The sequence below is a fragment of the Streptomyces sp. TRD_SC_5 genome (assembly GCF_056836825.1).
This window is the reverse complement of sequence record NZ_JBWZZS010000002.1, coordinates 214996-238343: the sequence shown is the minus strand read 5'-3', so window position 1 is coordinate 238343 and position 23348 is coordinate 214996. Positions and strand designations below refer to the sequence as shown.

Annotated in this window: 24 protein-coding genes and 2 CRISPR repeat arrays; of the genes, 9 read left to right on the top strand and 15 right to left on the bottom strand. The window is 67.4% G+C overall.

Going from position 1 to position 23348, the window contains the following annotated elements; genetic code table 11:
• Positions 1 to 243: 243 nt before the first annotated feature.
• A complete protein-coding gene (locus tag AC1P0E_RS33245; RefSeq protein WP_482746196.1) occupies positions 244 to 756 on the top strand; it encodes an SMI1/KNR4 family protein in 513 nt (170 codons plus the stop codon).
• A gap of 36 nt (positions 757 to 792) precedes the next feature.
• Here the strand turns inward: AC1P0E_RS33245 and AC1P0E_RS33240 are convergent, their stop codons facing one another.
• A complete protein-coding gene (locus tag AC1P0E_RS33240) occupies positions 793 to 1674 on the bottom strand; it encodes an IS5 family transposase (protein WP_482746195.1) in 882 nt (293 codons plus the stop codon).
• Here AC1P0E_RS33240 and AC1P0E_RS33235 point away from each other — a divergent pair.
• Positions 1673 to 2062, top strand: coding sequence for a DUF6000 family protein (locus AC1P0E_RS33235; protein ID WP_482746194.1), 390 nt, complete (start codon positions 1673 to 1675; stop codon positions 2060 to 2062). The genes AC1P0E_RS33240 and AC1P0E_RS33235 overlap by 2 nt on opposite strands.
• Before the next feature lie 248 nt (positions 2063 to 2310).
• Complete coding sequence (locus tag AC1P0E_RS33230; RefSeq protein WP_482746193.1) at positions 2311 to 2790, top strand: hypothetical protein; 480 nt, start codon at positions 2311 to 2313, stop codon at positions 2788 to 2790.
• Positions 2791 to 3023: 233 nt separating this feature from the next.
• Here the strand turns inward: AC1P0E_RS33230 and AC1P0E_RS33225 are convergent, their stop codons facing one another.
• The 11 genes from AC1P0E_RS33225 to AC1P0E_RS33175 form a co-directional block, all read right to left on the bottom strand.
• On the bottom strand, positions 3024 to 4043 hold the full coding sequence (locus AC1P0E_RS33225) for a thiopeptide-type bacteriocin biosynthesis protein (RefSeq protein ID WP_482746192.1): 1020 nt from the start codon (positions 4041 to 4043) through the stop codon (positions 3024 to 3026).
• Positions 4016 to 5248, bottom strand: a complete 1233-nt coding sequence (locus tag AC1P0E_RS33220) for a lanthionine synthetase C family protein (protein ID WP_482746191.1) — start codon at positions 5246 to 5248, stop codon at positions 4016 to 4018. The genes AC1P0E_RS33225 and AC1P0E_RS33220 overlap by 28 nt, the downstream gene beginning before the upstream one ends.
• Entirely contained in the window at positions 5245 to 8304 is a 3060-nt protein-coding gene (locus tag AC1P0E_RS33215) for a lantibiotic dehydratase (RefSeq protein WP_482746190.1), read from the bottom strand. Before AC1P0E_RS33215 ends, AC1P0E_RS33220 begins: the two co-directional genes overlap by 4 nt.
• An 87-nt stretch (positions 8305 to 8391) precedes the next feature.
• Positions 8392 to 8580: an FxLD family lanthipeptide gene (gene fxlA / locus AC1P0E_RS33210; protein WP_482746189.1), complete on the bottom strand. Its 189-nt coding sequence runs from the start codon at positions 8578 to 8580 to the stop codon at positions 8392 to 8394.
• A gap of 55 nt (positions 8581 to 8635) precedes the next feature.
• A complete protein-coding gene (fxlM, locus tag AC1P0E_RS33205) occupies positions 8636 to 9862 on the bottom strand; it encodes a methyltransferase, FxLD system (RefSeq protein WP_482746188.1) in 1227 nt (408 codons plus the stop codon).
• Positions 9863 to 10655: 793 nt separating this feature from the next.
• The gene (locus tag AC1P0E_RS33200) at positions 10656 to 10859 is read right to left on the bottom strand and encodes a DUF5999 family protein (RefSeq protein WP_482746187.1); all 204 of its coding nucleotides are present in this window, start codon (positions 10857 to 10859) and stop codon (positions 10656 to 10658) included.
• 298 nt (positions 10860 to 11157) lie between these two features.
• Positions 11158 to 11541: a DUF6415 family natural product biosynthesis protein gene (locus tag AC1P0E_RS33195; RefSeq protein WP_482746186.1), complete on the bottom strand. Its 384-nt coding sequence runs from the start codon at positions 11539 to 11541 to the stop codon at positions 11158 to 11160.
• 44 nt (positions 11542 to 11585) lie between these two features.
• Positions 11586 to 12011, bottom strand: a complete 426-nt coding sequence (locus AC1P0E_RS33190) for a DUF6415 family natural product biosynthesis protein (RefSeq protein ID WP_482746185.1) — start codon at positions 12009 to 12011, stop codon at positions 11586 to 11588.
• On the bottom strand, positions 12011 to 12466 hold the full coding sequence (locus tag AC1P0E_RS33185) for an ATP-binding protein (RefSeq protein WP_482746184.1): 456 nt from the start codon (positions 12464 to 12466) through the stop codon (positions 12011 to 12013). Before AC1P0E_RS33185 ends, AC1P0E_RS33190 begins: the two co-directional genes overlap by 1 nt.
• Positions 12467 to 12474: 8 nt before the next feature.
• A complete protein-coding gene (locus tag AC1P0E_RS33180) occupies positions 12475 to 12666 on the bottom strand; it encodes a hypothetical protein (RefSeq protein WP_482746183.1) in 192 nt (63 codons plus the stop codon).
• Between the two features lie 330 nt (positions 12667 to 12996).
• The gene (locus AC1P0E_RS33175; RefSeq protein WP_482746182.1) at positions 12997 to 14217 is read right to left on the bottom strand and encodes a helix-turn-helix domain-containing protein; all 1221 of its coding nucleotides are present in this window, start codon (positions 14215 to 14217) and stop codon (positions 12997 to 12999) included.
• A 176-nt stretch (positions 14218 to 14393) separates the two neighbouring features.
• Between AC1P0E_RS33175 and AC1P0E_RS33170 the strand changes: the two genes are divergently transcribed.
• Positions 14394 to 15026 carry an HAD family hydrolase gene (locus AC1P0E_RS33170; RefSeq protein ID WP_482746181.1) on the top strand — a complete coding sequence of 211 codons (633 nt, stop codon included), beginning with the start codon at positions 14394 to 14396 and terminating at the stop codon, positions 15024 to 15026.
• Positions 15027 to 15073: 47 nt separating this feature from the next.
• Here the strand turns inward: AC1P0E_RS33170 and AC1P0E_RS33165 are convergent, their stop codons facing one another.
• Both AC1P0E_RS33165 and AC1P0E_RS33160 read right to left on the bottom strand, forming a co-directional pair.
• Positions 15074 to 15454, bottom strand: coding sequence for a toxin Doc (locus AC1P0E_RS33165; protein ID WP_482746180.1), 381 nt, complete (start codon positions 15452 to 15454; stop codon positions 15074 to 15076).
• Positions 15382 to 16833: a site-specific integrase gene (locus tag AC1P0E_RS33160; protein WP_482746179.1), complete on the bottom strand. Its 1452-nt coding sequence runs from the start codon at positions 16831 to 16833 to the stop codon at positions 15382 to 15384. The genes AC1P0E_RS33165 and AC1P0E_RS33160 overlap by 73 nt, the downstream gene beginning before the upstream one ends.
• A gap of 640 nt (positions 16834 to 17473) precedes the next feature.
• Here AC1P0E_RS33160 and AC1P0E_RS33155 point away from each other — a divergent pair.
• From AC1P0E_RS33155 to AC1P0E_RS33135, 5 genes are all read left to right on the top strand, one after another.
• Positions 17474 to 17722 carry a hypothetical protein gene (locus tag AC1P0E_RS33155; protein WP_482746178.1) on the top strand — a complete coding sequence of 83 codons (249 nt, stop codon included), beginning with the start codon at positions 17474 to 17476 and terminating at the stop codon, positions 17720 to 17722.
• 383 nt (positions 17723 to 18105) lie between these two features.
• Positions 18106 to 18622: direct repeats of the CRISPR family, unit length 29 nt; unit sequence GGGACCATCCCCGCATGCGCGGGGAGCAG.
• Positions 18623 to 19135: 513 nt separating this feature from the next.
• Positions 19136 to 19579 (top strand): NUDIX hydrolase, encoded by a 444-nt coding sequence (locus tag AC1P0E_RS33150; RefSeq protein WP_482746177.1) that lies wholly within the window; start codon positions 19136 to 19138, stop codon positions 19577 to 19579.
• Positions 19576 to 20148: a class I SAM-dependent methyltransferase gene (locus tag AC1P0E_RS33145; protein WP_482746176.1), complete on the top strand. Its 573-nt coding sequence runs from the start codon at positions 19576 to 19578 to the stop codon at positions 20146 to 20148. The genes AC1P0E_RS33150 and AC1P0E_RS33145 overlap by 4 nt, the downstream gene beginning before the upstream one ends.
• Positions 20149 to 20207: 59 nt before the next feature.
• Positions 20208 to 20888, top strand: coding sequence for a class I SAM-dependent methyltransferase (locus AC1P0E_RS33140; RefSeq protein ID WP_482746175.1), 681 nt, complete (start codon positions 20208 to 20210; stop codon positions 20886 to 20888).
• A gap of 43 nt (positions 20889 to 20931) precedes the next feature.
• Positions 20932 to 21267: a CRISPR direct-repeat array (repeat unit 31 nt; unit sequence GGGACCATCCCCGCATGCGCGGGGAGCAGAG).
• A gap of 117 nt (positions 21268 to 21384) precedes the next feature.
• Positions 21385 to 22389: an IS630 family transposase gene (locus AC1P0E_RS33135; RefSeq protein WP_482746174.1), complete on the top strand. Its 1005-nt coding sequence runs from the start codon at positions 21385 to 21387 to the stop codon at positions 22387 to 22389.
• Positions 22390 to 22407: 18 nt separating this feature from the next.
• Here AC1P0E_RS33135 and AC1P0E_RS33130 read toward each other — a convergent pair whose 3' ends face one another.
• Complete coding sequence (locus AC1P0E_RS33130) at positions 22408 to 23091, bottom strand: hypothetical protein (protein WP_482746173.1); 684 nt, start codon at positions 23089 to 23091, stop codon at positions 22408 to 22410.
• Between the last annotated feature and the right edge of the window lie 257 nt (positions 23092 to 23348).

The window sequence follows — 23348 nt, the reverse complement described above, 5'->3', positions numbered from 1 at the left end:
CCACTCTTCGGGCCACTGACGGGTTTGGCAGCGGTTGTCCGGCGCATGGGAGGCCGTCGGCCTCGTGTGTCAGCGGCAGGCCGTACCCTTCGGCCACGCATCAGAAGCGATCACGTGCGAGTTGTGCTCGGGGCCCTGGATGGACGCGATGGGTTGGGCCGCGGGGCGTTCGTGTCGATGTCCGCTTCGGCAGGGTCCGTTCGTGCGTTCTCGCGCGCGTGCACGTAACGTAAGGGGAGAGGAATGGCGACACTCGAGGAAATCAAGGAACTACTGGGAGAACCCCGTTTCAATTGGTCTGATCCCACCCCATGGGCCCTACTGGAACAGGAACTCGGGGTCTTTTTCCCCGCTGATTTCCGAGATATAACCGACGCCTATGGTCCAGTTGCGATCAACGAAAAGTTGTACCTGGACCATCCTGGCCATCCGATCAGGAACCTGGGAAAAGAGATCAAGGAGTCGATCGAGTTCTGGCTTGAAGAAGATCTAGCGGATTTCCTTCCCAGTAGGGCAGGATCTCACCCTGGAGAGCTGTTGCCGATCGCAACAGGCGCAACAGCAGAGCACATTTTTCTGCAAGTACCATACGGGCCGTCAGCTCCTTGGGCCGTAGGCGTACAGGAAATGGACAGCGGGGAATTCGTGCTCTACGAAATGACGTTCAGCGATTGGTTGCTGGCATATCTCAAGGGCGAGGACGTCATGGCGGGTTCCTCCGCCCCGGTTCACCCGTTCTATGAGCCATTGACCTAGCGGCCTTTCAGTACCCCTCCGGTTCTGCACGCCGGATCATCGTCGGAGCCAGAGTCGGATCGATGCGACGGTGACGGTGCCGTGGAAGACGTAGGCGCGCTTGTCGTATCTAGTGGCGGCGGCTCGGAAGCCCTTGAGCCGGTGGATCGTGCGCTCGACTTCGTTACGGCGTTTGTAGGTCTCTTTGTCGAAGCCGGTGGGTCGGCCGCCTTGGCTGCCTCGTCTCAGGCGGTTGGCCCGCTGGTTGCGGGGTTCCGGGATGGTGTGGCTGATCCCGCGTCCACGCAGGTAGCAGCGGATCCGGTGCGCACTGTAGGCCTTGTCCGCGCTCACGTGGTCCGGCCTGGTGCGTGGTCGGCCGCTGCCCGGTCGCGGGACGCTTATCCGCTCCATGACGGCCTCGAACTGAGTGGAGTCGCCGGCCTGGCCCGGCGTGATGAGCAGCGCAAGTGGGTGGCGGCCGCCCTCGCAGGCCAGATGGACCTTGCTGGTCAGTCCTCCGCGCGAGCGGCCGAGGCCTTCGTCAGGCCGGTGCTGCTTCGGGATCTCCCTTGTTCGGCGGATCGTCGGCGAATCCTTGCGAGCTCCAGCGGCATGCTGGTGGGCCCGGCAGGATGTCGAGTCGATGCTCGCCAGGCTCCAGTCGAGGCGACCCTCGGCGTCGGCCACGGCCTGTAGAGCAGTCAGGATCCGGTCCCAAGTGCCGTCAGCACACCAGCGTCGGTGCCGGTCGTAGACCGTCGTCCATGGCCCGAAACGCGTCGGGAGGTCCCGCCACGGAACCCCCGTGCGCGCCCGGTAAAGGATCCCATTGATAACCCGTCGATGGCTGGCCCACCGGCCGCCCTGCCGCCCGTTCACCGGCAGGTGTGGCCTCAGCTGTGCCCACTCGTCCTTGCTCAGATCTCCCCGCCCCATGGCCGGAACAACGATCCGATCATGGGACGGTCACAAGATCCGCCGTACAGAACCTAGCGAGGTCTGCTGTGCTGGGCTGGCCTATTGCGTGGCCCTGGCCAGTTTCGGAACGGCGCGCGACGCTGATCTGCTCGCCGCCTACCTTGATCGCTACCTCCGTCGCCCTGACCTCGGATACGACCAGACCGTCGTCATGGGCGCTCTCCAGTTCATCGACCTGAACCTTGGAGGTGGTCAAGCCGACCGCTTCCGGGAACCGGGTGGCCTGTGGCAGCAGTGGCTTCAGGATGCACCTCACACGCAGGGCGACTCGGACCCCACCCCCTTCTACTTGAGTCTTATTCGCCGGCTTTGCGCGTTCGTCGACGAATGCGCCGAGGCTCTATGACCGCCCCCATCTTGTGGTGGTCTCTCTGGACCATGGCCGCCGCCCGGGGGAGCGGTCAGATCTGTGTGCGGGACGCGATGTAGTCGAGCCAGTCGCGTCTGGCGTATCCGGTCCAGCGGGTTCGCAGAATCTGAGGGTTCAGGTAGCAGGAACCTGCTGGTGGAGCGTGGTTCTGGGCGGGGAGGCAAGTGAGTTCATGCGCTACGTGTCCGGCAAGATGAGCCTCCAATCGGTTGGGGAGGGGCGGGGTGGGTTACGAATTGCAGGCGGTCATCGCGGGTGACGAGGTGCTGCGGATCGCGTCGCGTGAGGTTCCTGGATCCCAAGTGGTGCCTCTTGGCCAGGGCCTATCGCTGATGCCGATGACCGATGAGGTCTTCGACGCCATCACGGACGGCAGCGACGGAGGAGACCTGGGGTTCTGGCGGTTGCCGGGGGGTTTCGACACGCTGCTGGCTCAGTGGTCCGCCGCGGGGCCGATCGCCTACGTGGAGGCCGAATACTTCGGAGGAGTCGGCGAGCAACGAGCCGCCGTCTGGGCCGACGGCTCGCTCGCGCTGGGGCCGCTGGATGAGCCGACGAGGAAGCGGTTCTCGCGAGCAGTCAGCCCTATCTCCCAGGCCCTGCGGCGGCTCGGCGCACGAAGGAGCCTGGGCGAGGACGAGTTCGAGGCCGTGGGGCTGGACCGCCACCGCACCAACGAGGACTGGATCTCCAGCGCCTGCTAGTGCATTGTGGCGTGTCGAGCCTCCCCTAATGGGCTGCCGTGCAGTAATCGCTACTTCCAGCCGTGTCCTGCCTGGCTGCCGGCGTCTTTCGATGATGTCCGCGGCGCCGACGGTCAGGGGGCTCGCCCCGGTCGAGTTTGGGATTCGAGACGTCTAACAGTGCCGTCGTCGGCGTAACCCATCACGCCGATCGCGAGGGCCTGGAGCCCAAGTCCACGTAGTTCATCTTGGCGTCAACTCCCCGCCGGCGGGTCGATGATGGCCGTACGAGCTGCCCACGCCAGTACGCTTTGTGCAGGCATGGACAGACCGAGCCGGTTCCAGTGAAAGATCACGTGGTACGCCAGAACGCGGCGCAGGCCCCGGTCGAGTTCCCCCATGCGGACTGCGGCAGCGAGCGTGAGGCCGGTTTGCCGGAAGGCTGCCGCCCATTCGCTGATCGGTTCCATCGGCCCGCCAGCGGTGAGCATGGGGCCTGCGGCGTCGGTGTCGGCGGCGAGCAGTGTGCGGAGCTGCTCCGCCATGGTCTGCAACCGCTCGGGCGGGATTCCGTCGATGACGGACCGGTGTTCCTCGCCGATGACGCGGTTCCACACGTCGCCTTGCTCGTACCACTCAAGGCCTGCGGCTCGCATCATTGTGGTGCACAGCAGGATGGACAGCTCACGGCGGCGGAGAGGGACATCGTGGCGGGTTGCCAGGTGGAGGATTTGGCGGCTGTCGGCAGTGAACAGGCGGTGTGCGGCTGTCATGCTCGCTGCGCCGCCGAATGCCGCGGTCTCAGGTTCGTAGATGCCTGGCCACCACCGTCGCAGGTGCCCGGCAGCGGTAAGCCGGTCGAGCGCGGTGCCGATGCTGGTCTTCACGCCGGCGTCCTGGGGAACCAAGAGGCGTATCCGCCAGCAGGGGTACTTGCGGATGAACCACCAGTCCGTGACCGAGTCTTCCCTCTGCGCTGTACGCAGCAGCGGAGGGAGGCGGAGAGCAGCGGTTTGTTCGGCGCTGTGCCAGTCAGTGAACTCGATGTAGATCTGCCACCAGTCGACACTGGCCGCATGTCGCGACAGCGCCTCAAATCCGGCTTGCTTGAAGACCTCGACGGCATCAGCCAGGTTCGTCGGTTCGATACGGCTGCGCTCAGCGACGCGGGCGATCTGCTCACCGCCCAGCACGTCCAGAACGGCGCGGCCGACTGCCCCTGACGCGTGCGGCTCGCCGGCGGTGATCAGTCGATCAGGAAGCATGTGTCCCATCCGGTGGTCGGGGCGCGGTCCGTGAGGAGGGTGGTCAGTGCCAGGGCGCATCCGGCATCGCCCTCCAGCAGACCGGAGCCCTTGGGAGCGCCGGGGCGGGCATGTTCGAGCAGCGCCCGGCCCAGAGTGGGAAGCACTGCGCGCAGCCTGGGGCCTAGTGCGTCGTGAGCCGCCCGGAAGGCGGTCTGGTAGATGCCCGCCCAGCCGTGGCAGAGACTGGTGTCGGTGACCTGCGCGAGTTGGGCAGGGTCGGTCAGGCACCGGTACAGGGCATCCTCATAGAAGCGCTGAAGGTCCGGATCGGCCAGGGCGATTCCCGCTAGCTGTCCGGCGCGTGCGATTCCGGGTGTGCCGTAGCACCAGCTCGGCCGCCCGGCGGGGTGAGGATGAGGCCGGCCGGTGTCGAGGTCGGTGAGCGTGAGGTGCTCGGGCCACCACGGGCCCAAGTCGCTGTCCTGCTTCCAGGTCTCCAGGTGGGCACAGACGGCGCGAATGGCGTCGGGTTGCCCTTCGACCTGGACGCCCCTGCGCAGCGCCTGGGCGAGCAGCATGAGAGGCCCGGCGATACCGTGCGCGGCACCGAGATTGCCGTGCCCGCCCTTGAATCCAGGGGAGTGGCCACGGCGGGGGTCGTGTCCGACCCACCATCCCGGCAGGCTGCGGCCGCCGGTCTCTACAGGGAGGGTCAGGGCAACCAGGTAACCGAGGACGCGTTCCAGGGCGCTGCCACCGGGGTCGCTGCGTAGGAGGTAGGCGCCGATGCCGGTGAGGCCGTACAGGGCGTCGTACTCGGCGAACGCGGGCAGCACGCCGCGGCGCATGCGGGTGGCAGCGATGTCGCAACGACGGTGGGCGAGCGCGGTGACGTGGGCGTGCAGCGTCACCCACGCGTTGGAGTACGGGGCGCTGTATGCAGTGGGGACAGTGTTCAGGAGGAACGCCACAGAGGGCGCGCCCAGGAACAGTCCTGCGGTGTCGGCAGAAGTGATGTCCTCAGAGGCCGCCTGCACGATCCAGCGGTGCGCCGCTCTCCACGCTCCAAGAAGCAGGTGTGCCCGCTCCACATGGAGGAGGGCGATTCCGGCGGCGCCCTGCGCGAGGGACTGCGCTGTCCAGGGTTCGTCGGCGGGCGGCTCGGTGGGCTTGCTCAGGTGATCGGCGAACTCCTGGAGCAGTTGTGTGCCGTTCACGGCCGGCGACTTCACGCGCCCGCCCTTGCGGTGTGGCGCAGTGCTGCGGCGCGTGCCAGGCGCAGTGTGGCCGCTTCGGTGACCGGGTCCACACCGAGAGCGCGGATGTGGTGCTGGTGGAGGAGGGAGCGTACGACGGTGAGTGGGTCACGCTGTCCGGCCAGGGCCTCGCGGTAGGTGCGCACCGCGGCGGCGCGGGCCTGCCATGCCTGTGCGACGCCGTCGCCAAGGAGCGGCGGGTCGACGGCTGCGAGTTCGAGGACCTGGTCGCGTAACGACCGTTGAAGGCGTCCGTGTCCCTGGGGCACGGTCTTGAGCAGCCAGCTCATGCCTTGGTCGGCAGAGGCGGCGAGTGTGGTGACGAGGTCGAGGATGCTTGCCACGGTGAGGGCTTGTGGAGCGAGTGCGTCGGTGCGGGCTGTGAGGCGGATCTGTGCGAGAGCGGCGGCGGAGTCCGCGACGAAGACGTTGTGGGCGGCTTCCATCACGGCTCCGTGTCCGTAGCGTCCCGCCTGCGGCTCGTAGGTCTCAAGGGTGAGACCTGACGCCAGTCGGTTGCGGCGCAGCTCGCCGGCCCAGGCGTGGACGTGTTCGGCCGTGTCTCCGTAGGAGCGGGTGTCGAGGTGGAGGAAGAGTGCGAGGTGCTGTCCGGCTTCGGGGCGTGCCATCTCGCGGTGCCGGGTGAACCACCACGGGGGCGCTGCGTCGCCGAATGAGGCGAGGAGTCTGGGGAGGTGGCGGTCCAGGATCTCGCTGAAGCGCTCGGGGTGGGCGTGCAGATGGGCGCGCAGCACGGACCCCGCCCCCGGCAGGTGCGCGTCGTCGGCGCTCACCGTGCTCAGCAGCCGTGGGGTGGGCACCGTGTCTTCCTCCTTGGGGTGGCTGCGGGTGAGGGGGAGCAGGATCTCGTGGGGGCGGCCGATCCATCCGTGCTCGTCGGAGTCGGCGACTTCGCGGAGTTCGAGGCGCCGCAGTTCGTCCAGGCGGGAGCGCAGCAGACGTAGGTGGACGGGGTGGGTCAGGTCCAAGGGGAGACGCTGGTCGATCTCGACCATCGCGACGCGCGCAGGGACACGTAGCCGGCCCCGCCACGCGGTGAATGCCTCCTCCCAGTCCGTTGATGACGTGCTGCGGCCGGGGAGGTCCTGGGCCGTCAGTAGCCAGCGGGCCGACGTGAGGATCGTCCTGCGGTAGCGCACGCGCGGCAGGTAGGGCAGCCGTGCGGCGCCCCCGAAGTCGAACGGCTTGTAGACCGCGCATCGCGCGGTGTTGATCTCCGCCAGGAACCGGGCCAGCGGCGGCGTCTGGACCCCGGCTTCGAGTGCGTGCAGAACACGCACTTCGATCGGGCGCCCAGTGGACAGCTGCATGAGGCGCAAGCGGCGGGCGTCCGCGGTGACGCCGATGTCCGCGAGCGGAATCACCCCTTCATCGTTGCCGCGGTGCTCGGACAGGTCGATGACATGAGGAAGGAGGCGGGTGGTGCGGACGACGTTCTCATTGCGCCGGCGGCGGGGGCTGAACGAGAGCTGGGCCGTGACCGTGCCCGGCCCGTCCGTGCGGTACGAGCGCGACAGGGCTTCCCGTTGCTCGGTCGGCAGCAGGTGCGCGAACCGTCCGGCCATGCTGCTCCCGGGCCGGGGCACGCCGGTCAGCAAGAGTTGGAACGCGCCGCGCATCAGGGCCTCGGACGAGTGCGCGTGGATCTCGAAGCCGACTTCCGCACGGGGGACGAACAACGGCTCCTCGCTGCCTGCCGCTTTCGCGAGGTCGGCGACGATCGCATCGGTCAGCACGATTTCATCGTGGCCCTCCATGAGGGCCTGCATGACCAGTCCAATGACCACGTCGTCGCGGGCAGACGTGGAGGCCAGCGTGCGGCCGCGCTCTGATCCGACGTACTCGGCGGGCAGTCCAAGACCGCTGTCGGCCACCAGGTCCAGGACAGGCACGAGCGCGCCCACGCCGTACCTCGCGCGGAAGCGGCGGTGGTAGTCGCGCCATTGCTGGTAGCCGTACGGGTACGGCGTGCTCCGGTACAGCGCCGCGACGGCCTCCTGCGCCTCGGCGACGACCTGTTCGGGGACCTGGGCTTCACAGTCCAGGGCGGTGTCGATGAGCAGGGGCGCCGGAGCGACGGGGGACAGCGCCAGCATCCGCTCAGTGGTCGCGGCCAGCGAAGAGGTGGAGCGCGCGGGCTCGTGCCCCGTGAGGTCATCGTGAATCGCGTACAGCTCGCGGACCAGGCCGCCAACATCCTCCACCGTGTGGCCGTCCGCGCTCTTCAGCTCGGCGCACATGTGGCCGAGGGCGTCCAGGGTCGTCATGGGTGCCCGCAGGCTGGTGATGAGCAAGTTCTGCGCGACCAGGCCGGTCAGTAGCGTCTCGATCTGTTCACCAGTAGCGGCGGGAAACTCACCGTGAAGGTGGTCGCGCAGATCGCCGTACACGATGGGCTTGGCGGCCGCCCCCAGAGCGGCCCGTACGGACCGTGTGAGCCTTACGGATATCTCGACCGGCGCCATGAGCTGAGCTCGACCATCCGCAGGCGGACCCGGCGCAACGAGCCGGTCCCCACGTTCCTGTGCGGCGTTGTTGGCGACCAACGGCAGGCGCTCCAGGAGCGCGGAACTCTCGTGGAGCCGCTGGATGATGTCCGTGATCCATTCGGCGTCGGCCCGCACCCTCACCTGATGTTCGCTTCCCCACGTGGTGCGCGGCCGCGCACCGACAGACACCGCAGCGGTGCCGGCGAAACGGCCGAACGGTGTCGGGCGGTGCTGCCAGCGCAGCAGATAGGAGACGACCGACAAAGCGGTCCGGCGGATCTGCCGCGGCTGCGACTGCGCCCCGCGTGCAACGCCGTCAACGGCGTTGCACAGGCTCGGGCTGGCCACGCGCAGAGCCTCGCGAACGTCGTCGTGCTGCCACACCCTGACCAGCCACCCCCGGGTGACGAAAGGGTCGTCGAGGTCGAGCATGCGTGGCACGTCGGCCGGACTGGGACGTGTCGTGGCGCGCAGTATCGCTGCACCGTGCCACTCGTAGCTGACGACTGCCTTGGAGGACATGCAGGCTCTTCCTTCCGGTGCGGCGAGCGGAGGGGGGCCGGTGGGCCGGGCGCGGTAATGCGCCCGGCCCACCGGTGAGATCCGGTCTTAGGCCGGGTCCTCAACGAACGACGAGCAGGCGGACGAACCGCCCGAGCAGGTGCCGCCACAGCCGTCACCCGTGGAGCACATCAGCTTGCCGTGCGGGTGGCCGGCGACGACGACCTTCACGTCGAGCGGGGCGAAGTCGTCTTCCTCGGTCGGCCGTTCGGCCAGTGCAGTGGCGCTGTGAATCATGTTGGTCACTCTCCTTACTGGATGGAGTGGTGCATGACGACCTGACTCCCTGCGACTACGCCGGGGGCCAGGAGAGTGAGATCCGGCTGTGAACCTTGTCGATGACGCGGTCCCCGGGGACCTGGTCGTCGGGGGTGCCAGCCGGATAGACCCGGATGACCGGGCTGGGGCCGCCGCGCCGCTCGCGCTCCCAGTCGCGCAGGTGCCCGGCGAGTCGGTCAGCGAACGCCTTGGCATCCGGACCGAGGGCGTGCACCGCGAACTCGACGTGCTTGTTGTCCTCGGTGCGGCGGGTGGTGAGGTAGCCGAAGTTCGGACCGTCGACAGCCGCGAGCGAGAAGCCCTTGTTGACGGGCGCGACGATGCCGGTGTCCAGATCGGAGTCGACCGCCATGATGCAGAACCCGGGCAAGGTGATCGCCAGGTGCATCTGGAGCGTATCCAGGAGTTCGCTGACGCCGATCGTGACGCCGGTCCACAGCTCGACCCGCGGAGTGGTGACCGCGTTGTCGAGCTGACTCGGGTCCGCCGGCAGCCCGTCGTCGAACCGCAGCCCGATCTCCGGGGTGCCCGTGACGAGCAGCAGCTGCTCCTGGTGCGCGGCCGAACCCTGCATGGGCACGAACCCGCAGATCTTCGCGGACTCGCTCTCCAGGTGGTTACCCACGCGCGTGAAGGCGATGGACCGGGTCAGGCCGCGCATCCGCAGCGGCACCACCAGGCGCCCGCCCGGCTTGAGTTGCTCGATCCAGGCTTCTGGGATGTCCCAGGCCCCCGCGGTCACCATGATTACGTCGACCTGCCCGAGGCCTGGAATGGGCGCTGCCGCGTCGGCGGTAACCACTCGGACCCTGTCATAGCCGTTCTCGGCCAGGAGGCGGGCGGCACGGCTGGTGACTTCCGGGTCGATGTCGACGGTGGTTACTTCGCCGGCCTCGCCCACAAGCTCGGCGAGGTACGCCGCGTTCAGCCCGCCGGAGCCGATCTCCAGCACCCTCATGCCCGAGCGGATCTTCGCCTGTTCCAGCATCAGCGCCTGGATCTGCGGCGCGGAGACGGAGCTCAGCTGCACCCCGTGCTCGTCCGTCTTCGTGATGACGGCCATGTAGGTGCTGTACGCCTCCTCCAGGGAAGCCCCTGGAATGAACACGTGGCGGGGAACCTTGCGCATCACGGCTTCGACTCCAGGGGAGACGATTGTGCCGTCCGTGAGCAGCTCATCGACGACCTTGCCGCGCGCATTGTCGGCGCGTTCCGAATCGACGGTCACATCATCGGCCATAGGACTTCCTTCGTGTCGTGCTCATAGAGAGCCGGCGCGGGATTCGTGCTCCGCGCGGGGAGAGGAGGCGTGAAGCTTCCCTCCCGCGCCGGGTGTTGCACCGTCCAACGATCCGGCTGCTGAAAGCACCAGGACGCCGGGCAGTGGTCTAGGTGGCGGGCGCCAGCGAATCCAAGTCCACCACCGTGAAGTCCCGGAATGTACGCACAAGTTGAGAGGCCAGAAACCAACGGAGCCGGTCGTCGCGTACGGGATGGGGTCGTCGTCGCCCGCCAGGGCCGTCGGCCCGTTGTCCCACTGGTACGGCGTGCCGATGACGCCGTACAGCGGGTACTTCGTGGCCATGAGCGCCACGTGGCCCTTACGAGCAAGGTGAGGGCACCGCGCTTGGCTGCCAGACGGGCGTGAGCCAGGCAGACGGGCGGCTGCGCGGTTTTCACAGGGCCATCGACCGCAGAGCCGTTCGCCGTCTCCAAAAACAGCACACCAGCACCCGTTTTGGCTTCCCCGGCGCACACCTGGCACTTCAAGAACAGCATGGCCTCCCTCTGCCGGGCAGGGTGGACCATCCGCCACTTCGGGGCCCCGATGGGCAGTCCGTTGGGGCCGAGCTTCTTCACGCAGCGGCCCCAGAGGGCTCCTCGAAGGTCGCGGTCGCCTGGCCGCTCGCACAGATACGAGAGCCGCGGCCGGCCGTCCTCGCCTCGCCGGGAGCACAGGACGGTGAGGCTGTCCGCCTCTTCACCTTCACGAGCGGTGATGTACGGGATGACGGTGGGGTTGGCAACAGTGGTCACGCCGCGTCTCCCATCACGCGGACCGCCGGCCGGTGCGGAGCGATGATCTGGCCGTTCGGCAGCAGCTCGCCGGTGTCGTCGAACATGAGCACGAGGTTGCACAGCAGGCTCCAGCCTTGCTCGTCACCGCGCGCAATGACTTTCGCTGCCTCCCGGTCGGGTGCTGCGGCGGTGGGGCACGGGGGGTTGTGCCGGCACATGGTGCTCGTCCTCTCGGTCGGTTTCGGATCGGTGATTGAGGGCCCGTACCGCGCGGGGCGGTGGCGGTACGGGCCCTGTCCCGCGCGGCGGACTCGGGGTCTCGTCGGGCGGGGGCCGGCTGCGTGAATCCCGGTCATGCAGCCGGAGTCATGGGTGAGCGCGATTACCGGATAGCTGCGAGGGACGGTGTGCGGCCCGTACGGGCGGCCTCCGTGAGGGGCATGGCCGCCTCCATAGCCAGCAGACGGGACATCGGCAGCTCGGCCGGTTTGGGCAAGAAGAGCGCAATCAACCAGCTCATGGCCGTCCCAGTTCTGCTACCGCGGGCGCGTGGCCCGTGCTGACTCTCCCGGTCAAGCGGCGGGATCGGAGGCGGGACTCCGCTTCGTCGTTCAGCGCGTTGAGGGCTCGAACCATGCGTGCGAGGTTCTGCGCCCGCATGGACCTCCCTTCGCGGGTCGTGGCGTTGAGACGGCGGCCCGCCTCCGTGAGCGTGACGATGGCCCGTCGGCGCATCTCGTCGTCGCGGGGCAGCGTGGTGATGTGCGTGGCGATGGCGTGGCAGAGTGCCACCAAGTGCACCGCGAGCTGGCGGACAGCATGTTCAACGATGTCGACGGCTGGCTCCTGCCTTTCACGGCTGGTCAGGTCCCAATCGAGCACCTGGTCGATCGTTGCCACGATTTCGGCTCTGTCCACCGGATAGTGATGAGTGCGAGCACTGGTCATACGACTGCCTTCACAACTTTGGTCTCGGCGAGACGTTCCAGCAGGTCGAGGGCGACCTGGGCCATCTGTCGCAGCAGGCCGATGGCCTTGCGGAAGTCGCCCGGCAGTTCCTCGGAGCGCAGCGTGCGGGCCCGCTGGATGAGGTCAGCCACCTCGGCGTCCTCACCATCAGCAGCAAGGGCGATCCTGACGAGCCTCATGAGGTCGCCGCGTAAGCGCTCGGCGATGTTGTCGAACTCGTCCTCGCGCGGCTCTTGATTGCCGAGCACGTCGCCGATGTCGTCCAGAATCGCCTCCAACGGCGTCACTTGGCGAAGGAGGCCGAGGACGCGGGCGAGAGCGTCAGCGCTCAGGGGCGGCTGCCACTTTTCGACCGGTCGTGAACTGGGGTCGCGGGTCTGGGGGATGGTGTGGGGATGCATCAGCGACTCCCGAAGGTGAGCGTGCACCATGTGGTGGTGCCGTCGTCGCTGCTGCCCCAGGTGCCATTGCGGGTGGATGTGATCCATTGGACGAGCTGGAGGCCCCGCCCGCTCTCCTCGTCCTCGCCCGGAGCGGCGGGCTTCGGCAGTCCCGGCATCCCGTCGCAGACGGCGATGAGCAGGTCTCCATCCCGAAGGCCGAGCGTCAGAGTGATCTCTGTTCCACGGCTGTGCAGGATTGCGTTGCTGATCAACTCGGAGACGATGAGTGTCACGTCGTCCGACATGCCGGGCAGCCCGTAATAGTTCAGGCACGCCTTGACCACTCGCCGCATCGCTCCGACGCGTGCAGCGTCTTTCGCGAGCAGCGGCTCACCCTGGCCACGCTCGGTGATCAGGAACCTGGTCTTCAGAAGGTCTCGGTCGCGGAGACTTCCCGCTGGAAGGCGTGCCATCGTGCCGTTCACCGCTCCGTGCCCCTCTGCGAAGGCCGTGCAGCGGGCCTGGCGAAGGAGGAGGCGAGCGTCCGGCGACGGTCGCGCTGGGCGGGCATTCTGCGCAGTAGGAAGGCGGCGAGGGCCGGCATTTCGGTGATCGAGGCGTCGGCGAGGTTTCGGCGCCGGGCGATCTCTCCGGCGGTGCGTCGGGGGGTCACTGGGCACCCCACGCAGGCTTGGCGGTGAGCAGTGCGCCGAGCTGGTCGTACAGTGCGCCCGCTTGGTCGGCCGTCAGGACGAGCGGGACGGGCGTTCCCGGTTCGGCCCCCTCGCACATTTCGAGGGGGACCGCGATGCGGCCGGCCTCGGTGTGGCCAACCTGGGCGTCTGCCGAGAGACGGAGGTGTCGTTTCCCGGCTGGTAAGGGCGTCGTGATGGCTGCAGCCTGAGCGTGACTGGTCGTCATAGCGCGTAAACGTAGGGCTATTTGGGCCGCTCGCCCCTGAGAAAAAATCAGGGCTGAGTAACGCTCAGGGGTTGCATGATCACTAAGCGGCAAGTCCGATGTGCTTCGCGACCTCGCGCAGGTCGTCTCGCCACAGCGGCTTCTCCCTCTTCAGCAGCTCGGCCACAGCCTCCCTGACCAGCGGAGAGAAGACGATCTCCTCGGGGGACTGTTTCATCAGCTTGCCGAGGATGTGCACCGTGGCGTAGTCATCCCGCTGGACCCGGTTGAGGTTCATGACCTCGATCAAGTAGCGCGTCCGGCGTTCCAGAGGGAGCTCAGGGTTGACCTGGACAGTGTCGGCCACGCGCAAGGCCTCGCTCGCGTCCCCCTCCTCCGCAATGAGGTGGACCTCGTGCATCGCGACGTTGGTTGGCCCGAAGCAGGTGTGCCAGTGATTGCGGTCGCCTCCCACCTTCTGCACGGCCCGCTGGGCTCCCCGGTACAGGTCCCATGCCACCGGGCCTTTGGTGGCGCGTACGGCTGCTACGGCGCCCTGGAGGTGCAGCGCTCCGTAAGCCGACCAGTGCTCGGGCGAGGCGTCATCGCCTGGTGTGCACTGGCCGATGGTCTGCCTGGCCAGTTCGAGGCTGTCGGCGACGTCGCCGGCGGACGTGAGAACGCACGACAGGTTCCAGGCTGCCGCCGCGAGGAGAGCGGGGTCGCCGGCGTTGTCAGCGAGGGCCAGGCCGCGGTCGGCCGCGATGCGTGCGAGCGTGGGTTCTCCGACGCGGCGAAGCCAAATCTGGTGCAGGCCGTAGAGGCTGATGAGCTGTCGGAGAACGGTGTTCTCCTCGTCGCCGCTCGTGTCGCGGAGGGCTGCGTGTCCCTGCCGCAGCAGCGTCGGCAGACGTTCGCCGACATCCCGGTATCGCTCCTCCGCCTGGGTCTCGTAGATCTTCCAGGCGTCGGTGACCGACTCCTGGAAGTCCGTCGCGCTGATCCCCTCGACCCGAAGAGGCAGGAGAGAGGAAGGTAGGGACAGGGTCTGCCGGATGCTCGGTACGTGCTCGTGCTCGGCGCCACCAGTAGCGATGCCGGATACGTAGCCGCCGGTCAGGTCCTCAATGCTGCACCGAAGTGCTCGACACAGGGCGAAGAGAACAGGGACTCGGTCAACCGGCATCCGGTCGTGCTCGATCTTGTAGACCCAGTTCTCCGACCTGCCGGTGAGGTCGCCGAGGGCCTTCTGCGACATCCCTCGCCGCTCTCGAAGCCACTTGATCCTTTGCCCGATGCTGAACAACTCTCCGTCGTACGTCATGGGTTGACCATTCGTCGTAGTGGACAGGGCACTCGTGAAGAGCGTATGCCCACTCAGCCACGGCAGGGGTGATACTGGTGCCCTCTCCCCTGGGAGGGCACTCAACGGTCCCCTGGCCGCAACCGCAGCCGGGGGACCGCCTCCAGTTACAACGCGTATCCGCAAGGAGCCCCGCATTGCCCACCTCATACCGCGGCCTGATCCTCGACTTCGGCGGCGTGCTGACCACGCGCATGAGGCTGAACGGCGAGGCGTTCGAGAAGTCCGAAGGCTTGCCCCCGGGCGCCTACTTCCACGCCCTGAACGAGCACCCCCAAGGCGTCGAGGTCTACTCCGCACTGGAGGTCGGCAAGGCCACTCAGGAGGACTGGAACCGCGTCATCGGCGGCATCCTGAATATCGACCCCACGGACCTGATGCGGCGCGCGCTCGCCAACCTCCGCCCCGAACGGCAGATCGTCGCCGCGGCTCAGCGGGCACGCAAGGCTGGCATCAAGGTCGCCATGCTCAGCAACTCGTTCGGTATCGAGCCGTACAACCCGTACGAGGACAAGGGGATGGGGAGCGACTCCTTCGACGCGGTGATCTTGTCGGAGCAGGAGGGCGTACGGAAGCCCTCACCGCTCATCTACCGGCGGGCTCTGGAGGCCCTGGGCCTGACCGGCCCGGAATGCGTGTTCGTAGACGACCACGCCGAGAACCTGCCTCCTGCCGAGGCCCTGGGCATCCGTACCGTCCACCACACGACAGACCCGGCGGCGACGGCGGCGCTCTTGGACTCCATGCTCCTCGACCAGGCCCCCGTGTAACGGGCTGAGCAGGCTTGTACCTGGTGACTTCCCGCCGCGCCACTCTCTCAGCGCTGGGCCCGGAAGGATCGCAGCCGCTCGGCGATGCCGTACGAATCCAGGCGCAGGATGCGAATGTCGTTGATCAGGTCGCGCCACAGCTCGTACGTCGTGTCGACGTGTTCGCCGGACGCCTCCAAATAGGCGACGGCAACGCCGTAGCCGTACGCCTCGTTGCGGGCGGGGAGCGGGCGCAGCAGCACACACTCCTCCAGGAACACGGCGGCCCGCCAGAAGGCGTCCGGGTGGCTGTGGTCGAGCCTCGGCGGGTCAACGCGATGTCGCGCGGCCATGCCGACGAGCACGCTGAGATCGTTCACCGTGAGGTCTGTGCGAAGGATGTCTTCCTGGCGGGCCAGGAGCCATCGGTAGTCGACGAGCAGTTCCACAGGTTCAGGCCGCCCGCTGAGTCTCGTGCGCGGCCGCCGGCGGGAGGCCTCCGAAATCGGCGTCGAAGCGGTCCAGGATGCCGGGCTCGCCGATGACGCGGCGGAACGCGGCCGTGGCGGTGTCGAGCAGCTTCTCGTGCTCCTTCTCCGCGGCCACCTTGGCGAGGTAGTCCTTCATCGACATGCCCGCACTGTCGGCCAGGGCCTTGAGCCTGTCTCTGGTGGTGTCGTCGATCTTGACGCTGGTGTCTGCCATGCTTCGAGTATGCCGCTGGGCATACCGTTCTGACTACCTGGCTTCTAAGATTGCTCTCACCTGCACATTTATCGGCCGTTTCTGTCTCACAGGGACCGGCCGAAGAGCGGTACGGCGTCCAGCGGGTCCTGCTTGCTGACGTCGATCGTGCCGTCGGGCCGGTTGTAGACGTCGTCGGCGAGGGTGGAATCCAGTCGCCGGCCTCGTTGCGCTCGGCGAGCGGCACCAGGGCCTCAGCCATGTCGGTGTTCGGTCCGGCCCGCAACGAGTGGGAGGTGACCTTGAGGCCGTTGATGATGGCAACCCCGGCGGCCTTCGCGCGCGCCTGGACCATTTCGTTGACGGCGCGGCCGGTGAGGAACAGGCCGCGCACGGTCGCGTTGGAGCGGCGCTTGAGGTTACCCAGCGTGGTCAGGGCACGGAAGAGCGGCTTGTGCGGCTGGTAGGCCGGCTCGCCGCCCACCGGGTTCTGGTCGTGCTCGGTGGGCTCGAACAGCTGGCGAAGGTCGGCGAGCCAGGCGCGCACCCGGGCGACGATCTTCAGGTCGGCGCGGTCGCGGATGAACCGCCACCGTCCCTTGCCCTTCCTCCTGGTCTTGGACTTAGCGGTCCACACCCACACGCCGTCGGTGTCGAGGCGGACGTGTCGCACGAGCAGGTTGGTGACCTCGATCGAGCGGTAGCGCATGCCGTACTGCAGGACGAGCATGGCCGCGTCGCGGCGCCCGACCCGGGTGGTCTCGTCGATCCGGTCGAGGACCTTGATCAGGTACTTCAAGGCCAGGCCCGCGGACTGCTCCTTCTCGCCGCCGGCTGGGATGTACTCCTCCAAGCGGTAGTCCTCGATCATCTCGCGGACCAGGGAGCCGTCCGGCCGGTCGCCCTTGGGGTACCAGGAGACGATGCGGGAGACGTAGACCAATAGAGTGTCGGGGCTGTACTTGGCGCCCTCCTCCTTGCCCTTCTCCATGAGGTGGCCGAAGTACGCGGTGACGTTCGCGGTCGTGGTGGTCGGCCAGGCGACGCGGCCTTCCTTCTCACACCAGGCCCTGAACCGCTCACGCGTGGTGTCGCGGTTGACGCGGGTGTTGCGCGCGCCGCGCTCGGCGATCCGCTTCTTCACGCGGGTCGGGACTGTGAAGTCCCGCTCGGTGAACTGCGGTTGCTCGTCGGCGCGGGGCGGCAGCTCGCCTCGGCGAGGATGGTGTGACGGGTGATGCGGAACGTAGGCGGCGCGGGCCGCGATGAACGTCGCGTCGCTGCGGCCGCGGTTCGGGGTGCGCGGCCGCCATGGACGCCTTGAGCTCGGCGAGTGAAGGCCTGGCGGCGGGGTGCGGGTTCAGGGTTGGCGGCTCGACGTAGAGGACGGAGTCCGGTTCCCACCAGCCGGCGGACCGGCGGCGGGCTGGCCGGTGCTCTCCAACTCCTGGCGGTCGACGAAGTCGGGCTCGGGGGCGGCGCCGGGCGCATCGTGGCGCGGTCGTAGTAGACCCGCCGGGCGGTCCGCTTCGACACGGGGAAGGCGACGGCCTCTGTGGTGATGTACGAGTCGCCATTGGTGTTCTGCCACGTGCCGTAGAGGGCTGCACTCTGTTGCGCCACTTGGAGAGAATGGCCAGGCTCTTGGCGGACCTGTCGTCGATCGCGATGCCGGCGATGTCCTTCAACCGCCCGATGGCCCCGCTCGTGGTGCAGCTGTCGAAATCGCCCGCCTCGAACCTCTCCCGCTTTGCGGTGCCGGGGTCCTTGAAGACGAGGCTCCAGTGCTCCTGTACCAGGCGAGCCTTGAGGAGGACCTCGGCGGCGGCCTGAAGGTGCAGGACCGCGTACTTCAGGTTCCGTGGACTAGGTTGGCCGTGGCGAAGGTGGTCGGCGACGTTGTCGAGGTAGTCGACGCCGTTCTGCACCGGCGGGTAGTCCACCTCGCTCGCGGCCGGAGGGGTGACCTTCGGCTCGCCGCCGGAGCGCGGCTCCGGCACGCCACCTTCATTCTCTTCGCTAACCGGGTATGACTCCTCGCTGACTGGGGGTTTCCTGACCACCCCTCAGCACCTCGCATTCTTCCACGACGTCGAGCATCCCCGCGAAGGCGGCTTCTCCGGCTGGCAGTGCGACGCCGGCCGTGACTGCCGCTCATGACGACGCTCTGGTCCGGGCCCCGTCCGGATGTGCGCTCCCCCGGTCCGGCCGAGGTAACGGCTGCCATGGCATCAACGCCCTGCTCCCGAGACCGCACAACAACCGAAGCGCACCATCCCACGGCCAGCGGCACCAGCCGCCAGCAGTCATGCATCCACCCGGACAACGCCACTGACTCATAGTGAGGGGTCTGGACTCGGGAACATCCCCGCACGCGGGGAGACAGGCCATCAGCCCGCGTCATTTGCGCGGTGGTGGAACTATCCCCGCATGCGCGGGGAGCAGAGATAAAGCCTGCACCCCCGCGAGCGTCCAAGGGGACCATCCCCGCATGCGCGGGGAGCAGACCCGCGGCAGATTGTTGCGCGCCCGGATCTCGGGACCATCCCCGCATGCGCGGGGAGCAGGCCTGGGCGAGGGTGTCGCAGTCGGCGTACGGGGGACCATCCCCGCATGCGCGGGGAACAGTCGGCGGAGGGCTCGCCCGGGTCGGTGCCGTCGGGACCATCCCCGCATGCGCGGGGAACAGGATGTAGAGGAATCCGTCGAGGAGCCGGGGGTGGGACCATCCCCGCATGCGCGGGGAACAGGGCGAGTTGCAGCGGGAGATGGCCCCCAGCCTGGGACCATCCCCGCATGCGCGGGGAACAGCCGCCGGTCTTGTCGTGCCAGACGGACAACGCGGGACCATCCCCGCATGCGCGGGGAACAGACGCCGCTGTGCCGTGCGGACCTCCGAGGCGCGGGACCATCCCCGCATGCGCGGGGAACAGACTCCGTGACCTGCGACTCTACGGCCAGCCCGTGCGATTTTCGAGCACTTTCACTGAATCGGTCAAATAGTGCATAAGTGGCAGACCCCCTCCTGGGGCCGGTGTTGCTACGCCAGGCCTACCGGGTCTGAGGGAAGGCACAAGTGATGACGTCGACGGACCGCCCCGCCGCAGCACGGTACGCAGTTCGCGCCAAGAGATGACGTATCTCGGTCTCCCTCGTGCGCGATGACTCCAGCTTTCCAGATGTCACACACGTATCGCAGTCAGCGATTCAGCCACGCCAAGGCCGCGTCCATGAGCGGCAGGCCAAGGGGACCTCTCCACGCACCGCGTGAGTACAGGGCGAGAGATCGTCCGAAACGCGTGTGTTCGATATCGCGGCTCTTGTCGTTGACCCATACATCGTCGGACTGTTCGCCTGCAGGAGATTCGGAGTTGACGTCGTCGTCGCGAAGAGCAACGCGGATCGCCGTAGCCAGCCCATCGCGACACCCATCGGGGAGCCCCTATATGAGCAGCGTGCGCAACGTCATCGGCGGCCATCTCTACCTAGAACGAGAAGGCACCGTCCTTCTCGGAAAACGCCATCCAGACACGGCCTTCGCTCCATCATCGTGGCATCTGCTTGCTGGCCATTGTGAGTTCGAGGCAATCCGTACCTGCGTCGCGCGTGAAGCGGCCGAGGAGGCCGGCCTGCAGATCGACGAGCAGGACCTGCGCCTGGTGCACACGGTGCACGTTCTCGACCCGGGCAGCACGCAGCCGCGCTTGCAGATGTTTTTCGCTGCGACCCGTTGGACGGGAGAGCCCGAACTGCGGGAGCCCGACCGCTGCACCCAGTGGCGCTGGTGGCCGCTGAACGCCCTGCCCCACCAGCTGGTCGAGTACACCCGGGCAGCCTTGGAAGGCATCACTCGAGGCAGCGCGTACACGCAGATGGGCTGGCCGTCGTGAAGCCCACGCCACGTGCGGACGGCGGCGCACAGGCGTATTGGGACCCGCTGTGGCGTGCCGGCCGACGCTACCGTCGCTTCGACCAAGATGAAGCCGAGCATCTGCGCCACCACGCTGGACCAGGTCGCGGGCGACCAGCGTTGGACATTGGATGCGGTGAAGGAACGCTTGCCCAGCATCTGCACGATCTCGGTTTCCAGGTAACAGGGGTCGACTGTGCACCGGCCGCTCTGGCCACCGGCCGACTTCGCTACCCGCACCTCGACCTGCGCCAGATGGACTTTGAACACGACGACCTCGCGCTTCTGCCGCATGCGGGCTACGCGCTCGTGACCTGCCGGCTGGTCTACCGGTGGATACCCGACAAGCCGGCCTTCCTCGCTCGCGTGCGCCACCTCCTGCCACCAGGAGGGCTCTTCTGGGTCGGTACTTCCGTACACAACCAGACTCACAGGAACGCAGAGGCATGGGAGCTGCAGGCGGCTGACGCTGACCTGCTCACCGCCGGCTGGTCCCGGGCGGACACCTTGACCATCGGCACCTATCGGTGCTTCGCCCTCCGACCATGAACACCAACGCAGTGCATGGGCATAGACCGAGAACCGCCGGCCACGACCCTGGAGACGAGTTGACCACAGAATCGAGCAACGCCACCGCATGGGAAACCTATGGACGTCACCACGCCCACCGGCGAACCGAACTGGACGAGCTGGACCGCTTCGACTGGGGCTGGTGGGGGACGGGACCAGGCGCCGAAGTCCTCGGTGACCTCACCGGCAAACGCGTGCTCGACCTGGGGTGCGGCACAGGCCGGCACGCGGCTCATCTCGTCCGCGAGCACGGCGCCGTCGTCGATGCCGTCGACTCCTCACCCAGCCAGCACGATCGGGCGCGATCCCGCTACCCCCACCTTGCCGGACTGCGCCTGGTCCTGGCAGACGCCGTCGACCATCTCGCCCATGCCGACCCCTACGACGTCATCTACTCCATGCACGGACTGCCCTACCTGAGCCCTCATCGAGCGCTACCAGCGCTTGCCGCCGGGCTCAAGCCGGGCGGCCTGCTGTGCTTCACCACTCTGCATACCAATTCCGCCGGTGATCCTCCCTCCACAAGGGTCGTCCCCCGCCCAGAGATTCTCCCGCTCGCAGGAGGCCAGGCCCAGACCGTCCAGATGTGGGTGCTCACGACCGAATTGTGGGAGAGCCTGCTCGACGAGCAGGGCCTGCTCGTTAGGCGTGTGGACACCCTGGACGCCCCCAGCGACGACAATGCGGTCTCCTACCGGCTCTTCCACGTCCGTCGCTGACCGAAGCAACTGGAAGCATGCTCCCCGAGCTGCCTGACGGGTGGGGACCATCCCCGCATGCGCGGGGAGCAGGCACTGAACCCGCCCGAAACATTCAGCGTGGCGGGACCATCCCCGCATGCGTGGGGGGCAGTAACCGTTCAGCGGGCCAATCACGTTGGCGCCGGGACCATCCCCGCATGCGCGGGGAGCAGCAAGAACGGCCCTCAGGTCCCGGCGCAAGTGCGGGACCATCCCCGCATGCGCGGGGAGCAGAGGGGCTGCTGCTCGGCGTCGACCGGGGGCGAGGGACCATCCCCGCATGCGCGGGGAGCAGAGCACGCGAGCGCTCTTGTACGGGAGCCACCGGGGACCATCCCCGCATGCGCGGGGAGCAGAGTCCGTGACCTGCGACTCTATGGCTGACTGGCACGGTTTTCGACCACATTTACCGAACCCGCCATACAGCCCATAAGCCTCAGATCTCGCGTTACGCTTTACGGTCCGCACGCCTGCAATGGCCGGCCGTGAGATCGGTGACGACGAGGGGCGGCGGTTGCTGCGGCGGGTCCGGGACGTGATCCATAGCTTCAATGCCGACAGCTTCGGCTCGCTCTACCCGAAGTACTCCGGCGGCCGGCCGCGCAGGTTCACACTGCTCGAGCGACGGGAGATCAAGAAGATCGCCAAATCGATGCCGACCGAGCACGAACTGCCGTTCTCCACCTGGAGCCTGACCAAGCTGGCCGACTTCGTGGTCGCTGAGGGGGTGGTCGACGACATCAGCCACGAGGGCCTGCGCATTCTGCTCCGCGAGGAAGGCGTCAGCTTTCAACGCGTGAAGACCTGGAAGACCTCCCGCGATCCGGACTACACCGCCAAGAAGGCCCGAGTCGAGCACCTCTACGCGATCGCCGACGGTGAGGTCATACCCGAGGACGACGAGCCCGAGGTGGTGATCTGCTTGGACGAGTTCGGACCGCTCAACCTTATGCCGCATCCCGGGCGGCAGTGGGCCGAACGCGGCGGCATCCACAAGGACCGCGACCGTGAACCGCGCCGACGGCGCCGCGCGACGTACAACCGCTACGGCGGCGTGCGCCATCTCTTCGCCGCCTACGACCTGGCCAAGGACAGGATCTACGGCCACATCAAGAAGACCAAGAACCGCTCGAAGTTCCTCGAGTTCTGCCGCTACCTGCGCACCCTCTACCCGGCCCGGACCCGAATCGCGATCGTGTGTGACAACTACTCCCCACACCTGACGACCAGGAAGTGCCAGCGCGTCGGCACCTGGGCCGAGGCGAACAACGTTGAGATCGCCTACACCCCGACCAACTCCTCCTGGCTGAACCGCATCGAAGCCCAGTTCACCGCCCTGCGCTACTTCGCCCTCGACGGCACGGACCACCAAAACCACAAGCAACAGGGCAGCATGATCCGCCGATACATCATCTGGCGGAACAACCACGCAGCTGACCAACGCCTCCGCATGGTCGTGGCCAGAGCGAACGTCGCCTGATTCCGACCCGCGCCGCCGCTACGGCTGCGGATCAGGCCCCAACTCTTCCGGCACCACGGCTACCTGGGCCTGACCGGCCAGCCATGTCTTCACCTCGTACCAGGCGGCGTGCTCCTCCGCCTCGGTTCCCCACCACCAGGTGAAGGGCGAGTAGTCGGAGGTCAACTCCTCCCGCCACCACCCGACGCTGTCAGCCAGGTGACGGCGGGCGACCAGGCTCTTCTCCGCCTCCCACAGGGCGAGCCACGGGGTGACCGAGGAACTCGCGGTCACACAGCTCTCGAACACCACACAAGCGGAGATGGGCGGTGACTTCCTCCGCAGGGTCTGCGTCCACCACGCCGCCAGGAAACCGCCCACTGCCCCGGCCTGCTCGCCGGGCCACCGCGACCAGCCTGCCGCGGCCAGTCCACGGGCAATGAGATCAGGCTCGGAAACGCCCTCGGCGAGCACCACGACGAGCTCGGGCAGGACCCGCCGAATAAGCGCGGGCTGGTCATCCCAGTGGAAGGGATCTTTCTGCGCGATCCGACGGACAAGATCCTTCGGGAGCGGGACGTCAGGAGTCCGCAGCAGCTCGACCTCACCCGCGTTGAAGCACCGGCCGCAGCCGGTCTCGTCCGCTTGAGCCGCCATACCGCCGAAGGTCTTGGCGAGCCTCGCCACCGCCGCGGCGAGGACATCGATATCTGGAGAAGTCACCGTGCATCCCGTCAAGACACCAGCAAGCTGCCCCAGCCGAAGAGAGCGACGCTACCAGGCGGCAACTCACCATCGGAACGAGGCGAACGTTGCTTGATACGGCACTAGCTCCACCCTTTGCGTACCGGACCGCCCCAGTCGTCATCAATGCGTGTCGTCGACGGTGCAGCACCTCGCCGGCGCGTCCGGGTTAGGGGCCCAGCAGATACGGAGTCCCGCAGGCCGGACGGTCGCGACCGCCTGCCCCTCATGACTCG

What these genes read in the sequence shown, in the direction of transcription:
- AC1P0E_RS33235 (WP_482746194.1), top strand. Translation starts at nt 1,673, where the DNA reads ATGGCCGGAACAACGATCCGATCATGGGACGGTCACAAGATCCGCCGT.
- AC1P0E_RS33200 (WP_482746187.1), bottom strand. Translation starts at nt 10,859, where the DNA reads ATGTGCCGGCACAACCCCCCGTGCCCCACCGCCGCAGCACCCGACCGG.
- AC1P0E_RS33225 (WP_482746192.1), bottom strand. Translation starts at nt 4,043, where the DNA reads ATGGGACACATGCTTCCTGATCGACTGATCACCGCCGGCGAGCCGCAC.
- AC1P0E_RS33190 (WP_482746185.1), bottom strand. Translation starts at nt 12,011, where the DNA reads ATGCATCCCCACACCATCCCCCAGACCCGCGACCCCAGTTCACGACCG.
- fxlM (WP_482746188.1), bottom strand. Translation starts at nt 9,862, where the DNA reads ATGGCCGATGATGTGACCGTCGATTCGGAACGCGCCGACAATGCGCGC.
- AC1P0E_RS33135 (WP_482746174.1), top strand. Translation starts at nt 21,385, where the DNA reads ATGGCCGGCCGTGAGATCGGTGACGACGAGGGGCGGCGGTTGCTGCGG.
- AC1P0E_RS33215 (WP_482746190.1), bottom strand. Translation starts at nt 8,304, where the DNA reads ATGTCCTCCAAGGCAGTCGTCAGCTACGAGTGGCACGGTGCAGCGATA.
- AC1P0E_RS33185 (WP_482746184.1), bottom strand. Translation starts at nt 12,466, where the DNA reads ATGGCACGCCTTCCAGCGGGAAGTCTCCGCGACCGAGACCTTCTGAAG.
- AC1P0E_RS33175 (WP_482746182.1), bottom strand. Translation starts at nt 14,217, where the DNA reads ATGACGTACGACGGAGAGTTGTTCAGCATCGGGCAAAGGATCAAGTGG.
- AC1P0E_RS33150 (WP_482746177.1), top strand. Translation starts at nt 19,136, where the DNA reads ATGAGCAGCGTGCGCAACGTCATCGGCGGCCATCTCTACCTAGAACGA.
- AC1P0E_RS33240 (WP_482746195.1), bottom strand. Translation starts at nt 1,674, where the DNA reads ATGGGGCGGGGAGATCTGAGCAAGGACGAGTGGGCACAGCTGAGGCCA.
- AC1P0E_RS33245 (WP_482746196.1), top strand. Translation starts at nt 244, where the DNA reads ATGGCGACACTCGAGGAAATCAAGGAACTACTGGGAGAACCCCGTTTC.
- fxlA (WP_482746189.1), bottom strand. Translation starts at nt 8,580, where the DNA reads ATGATTCACAGCGCCACTGCACTGGCCGAACGGCCGACCGAGGAAGAC.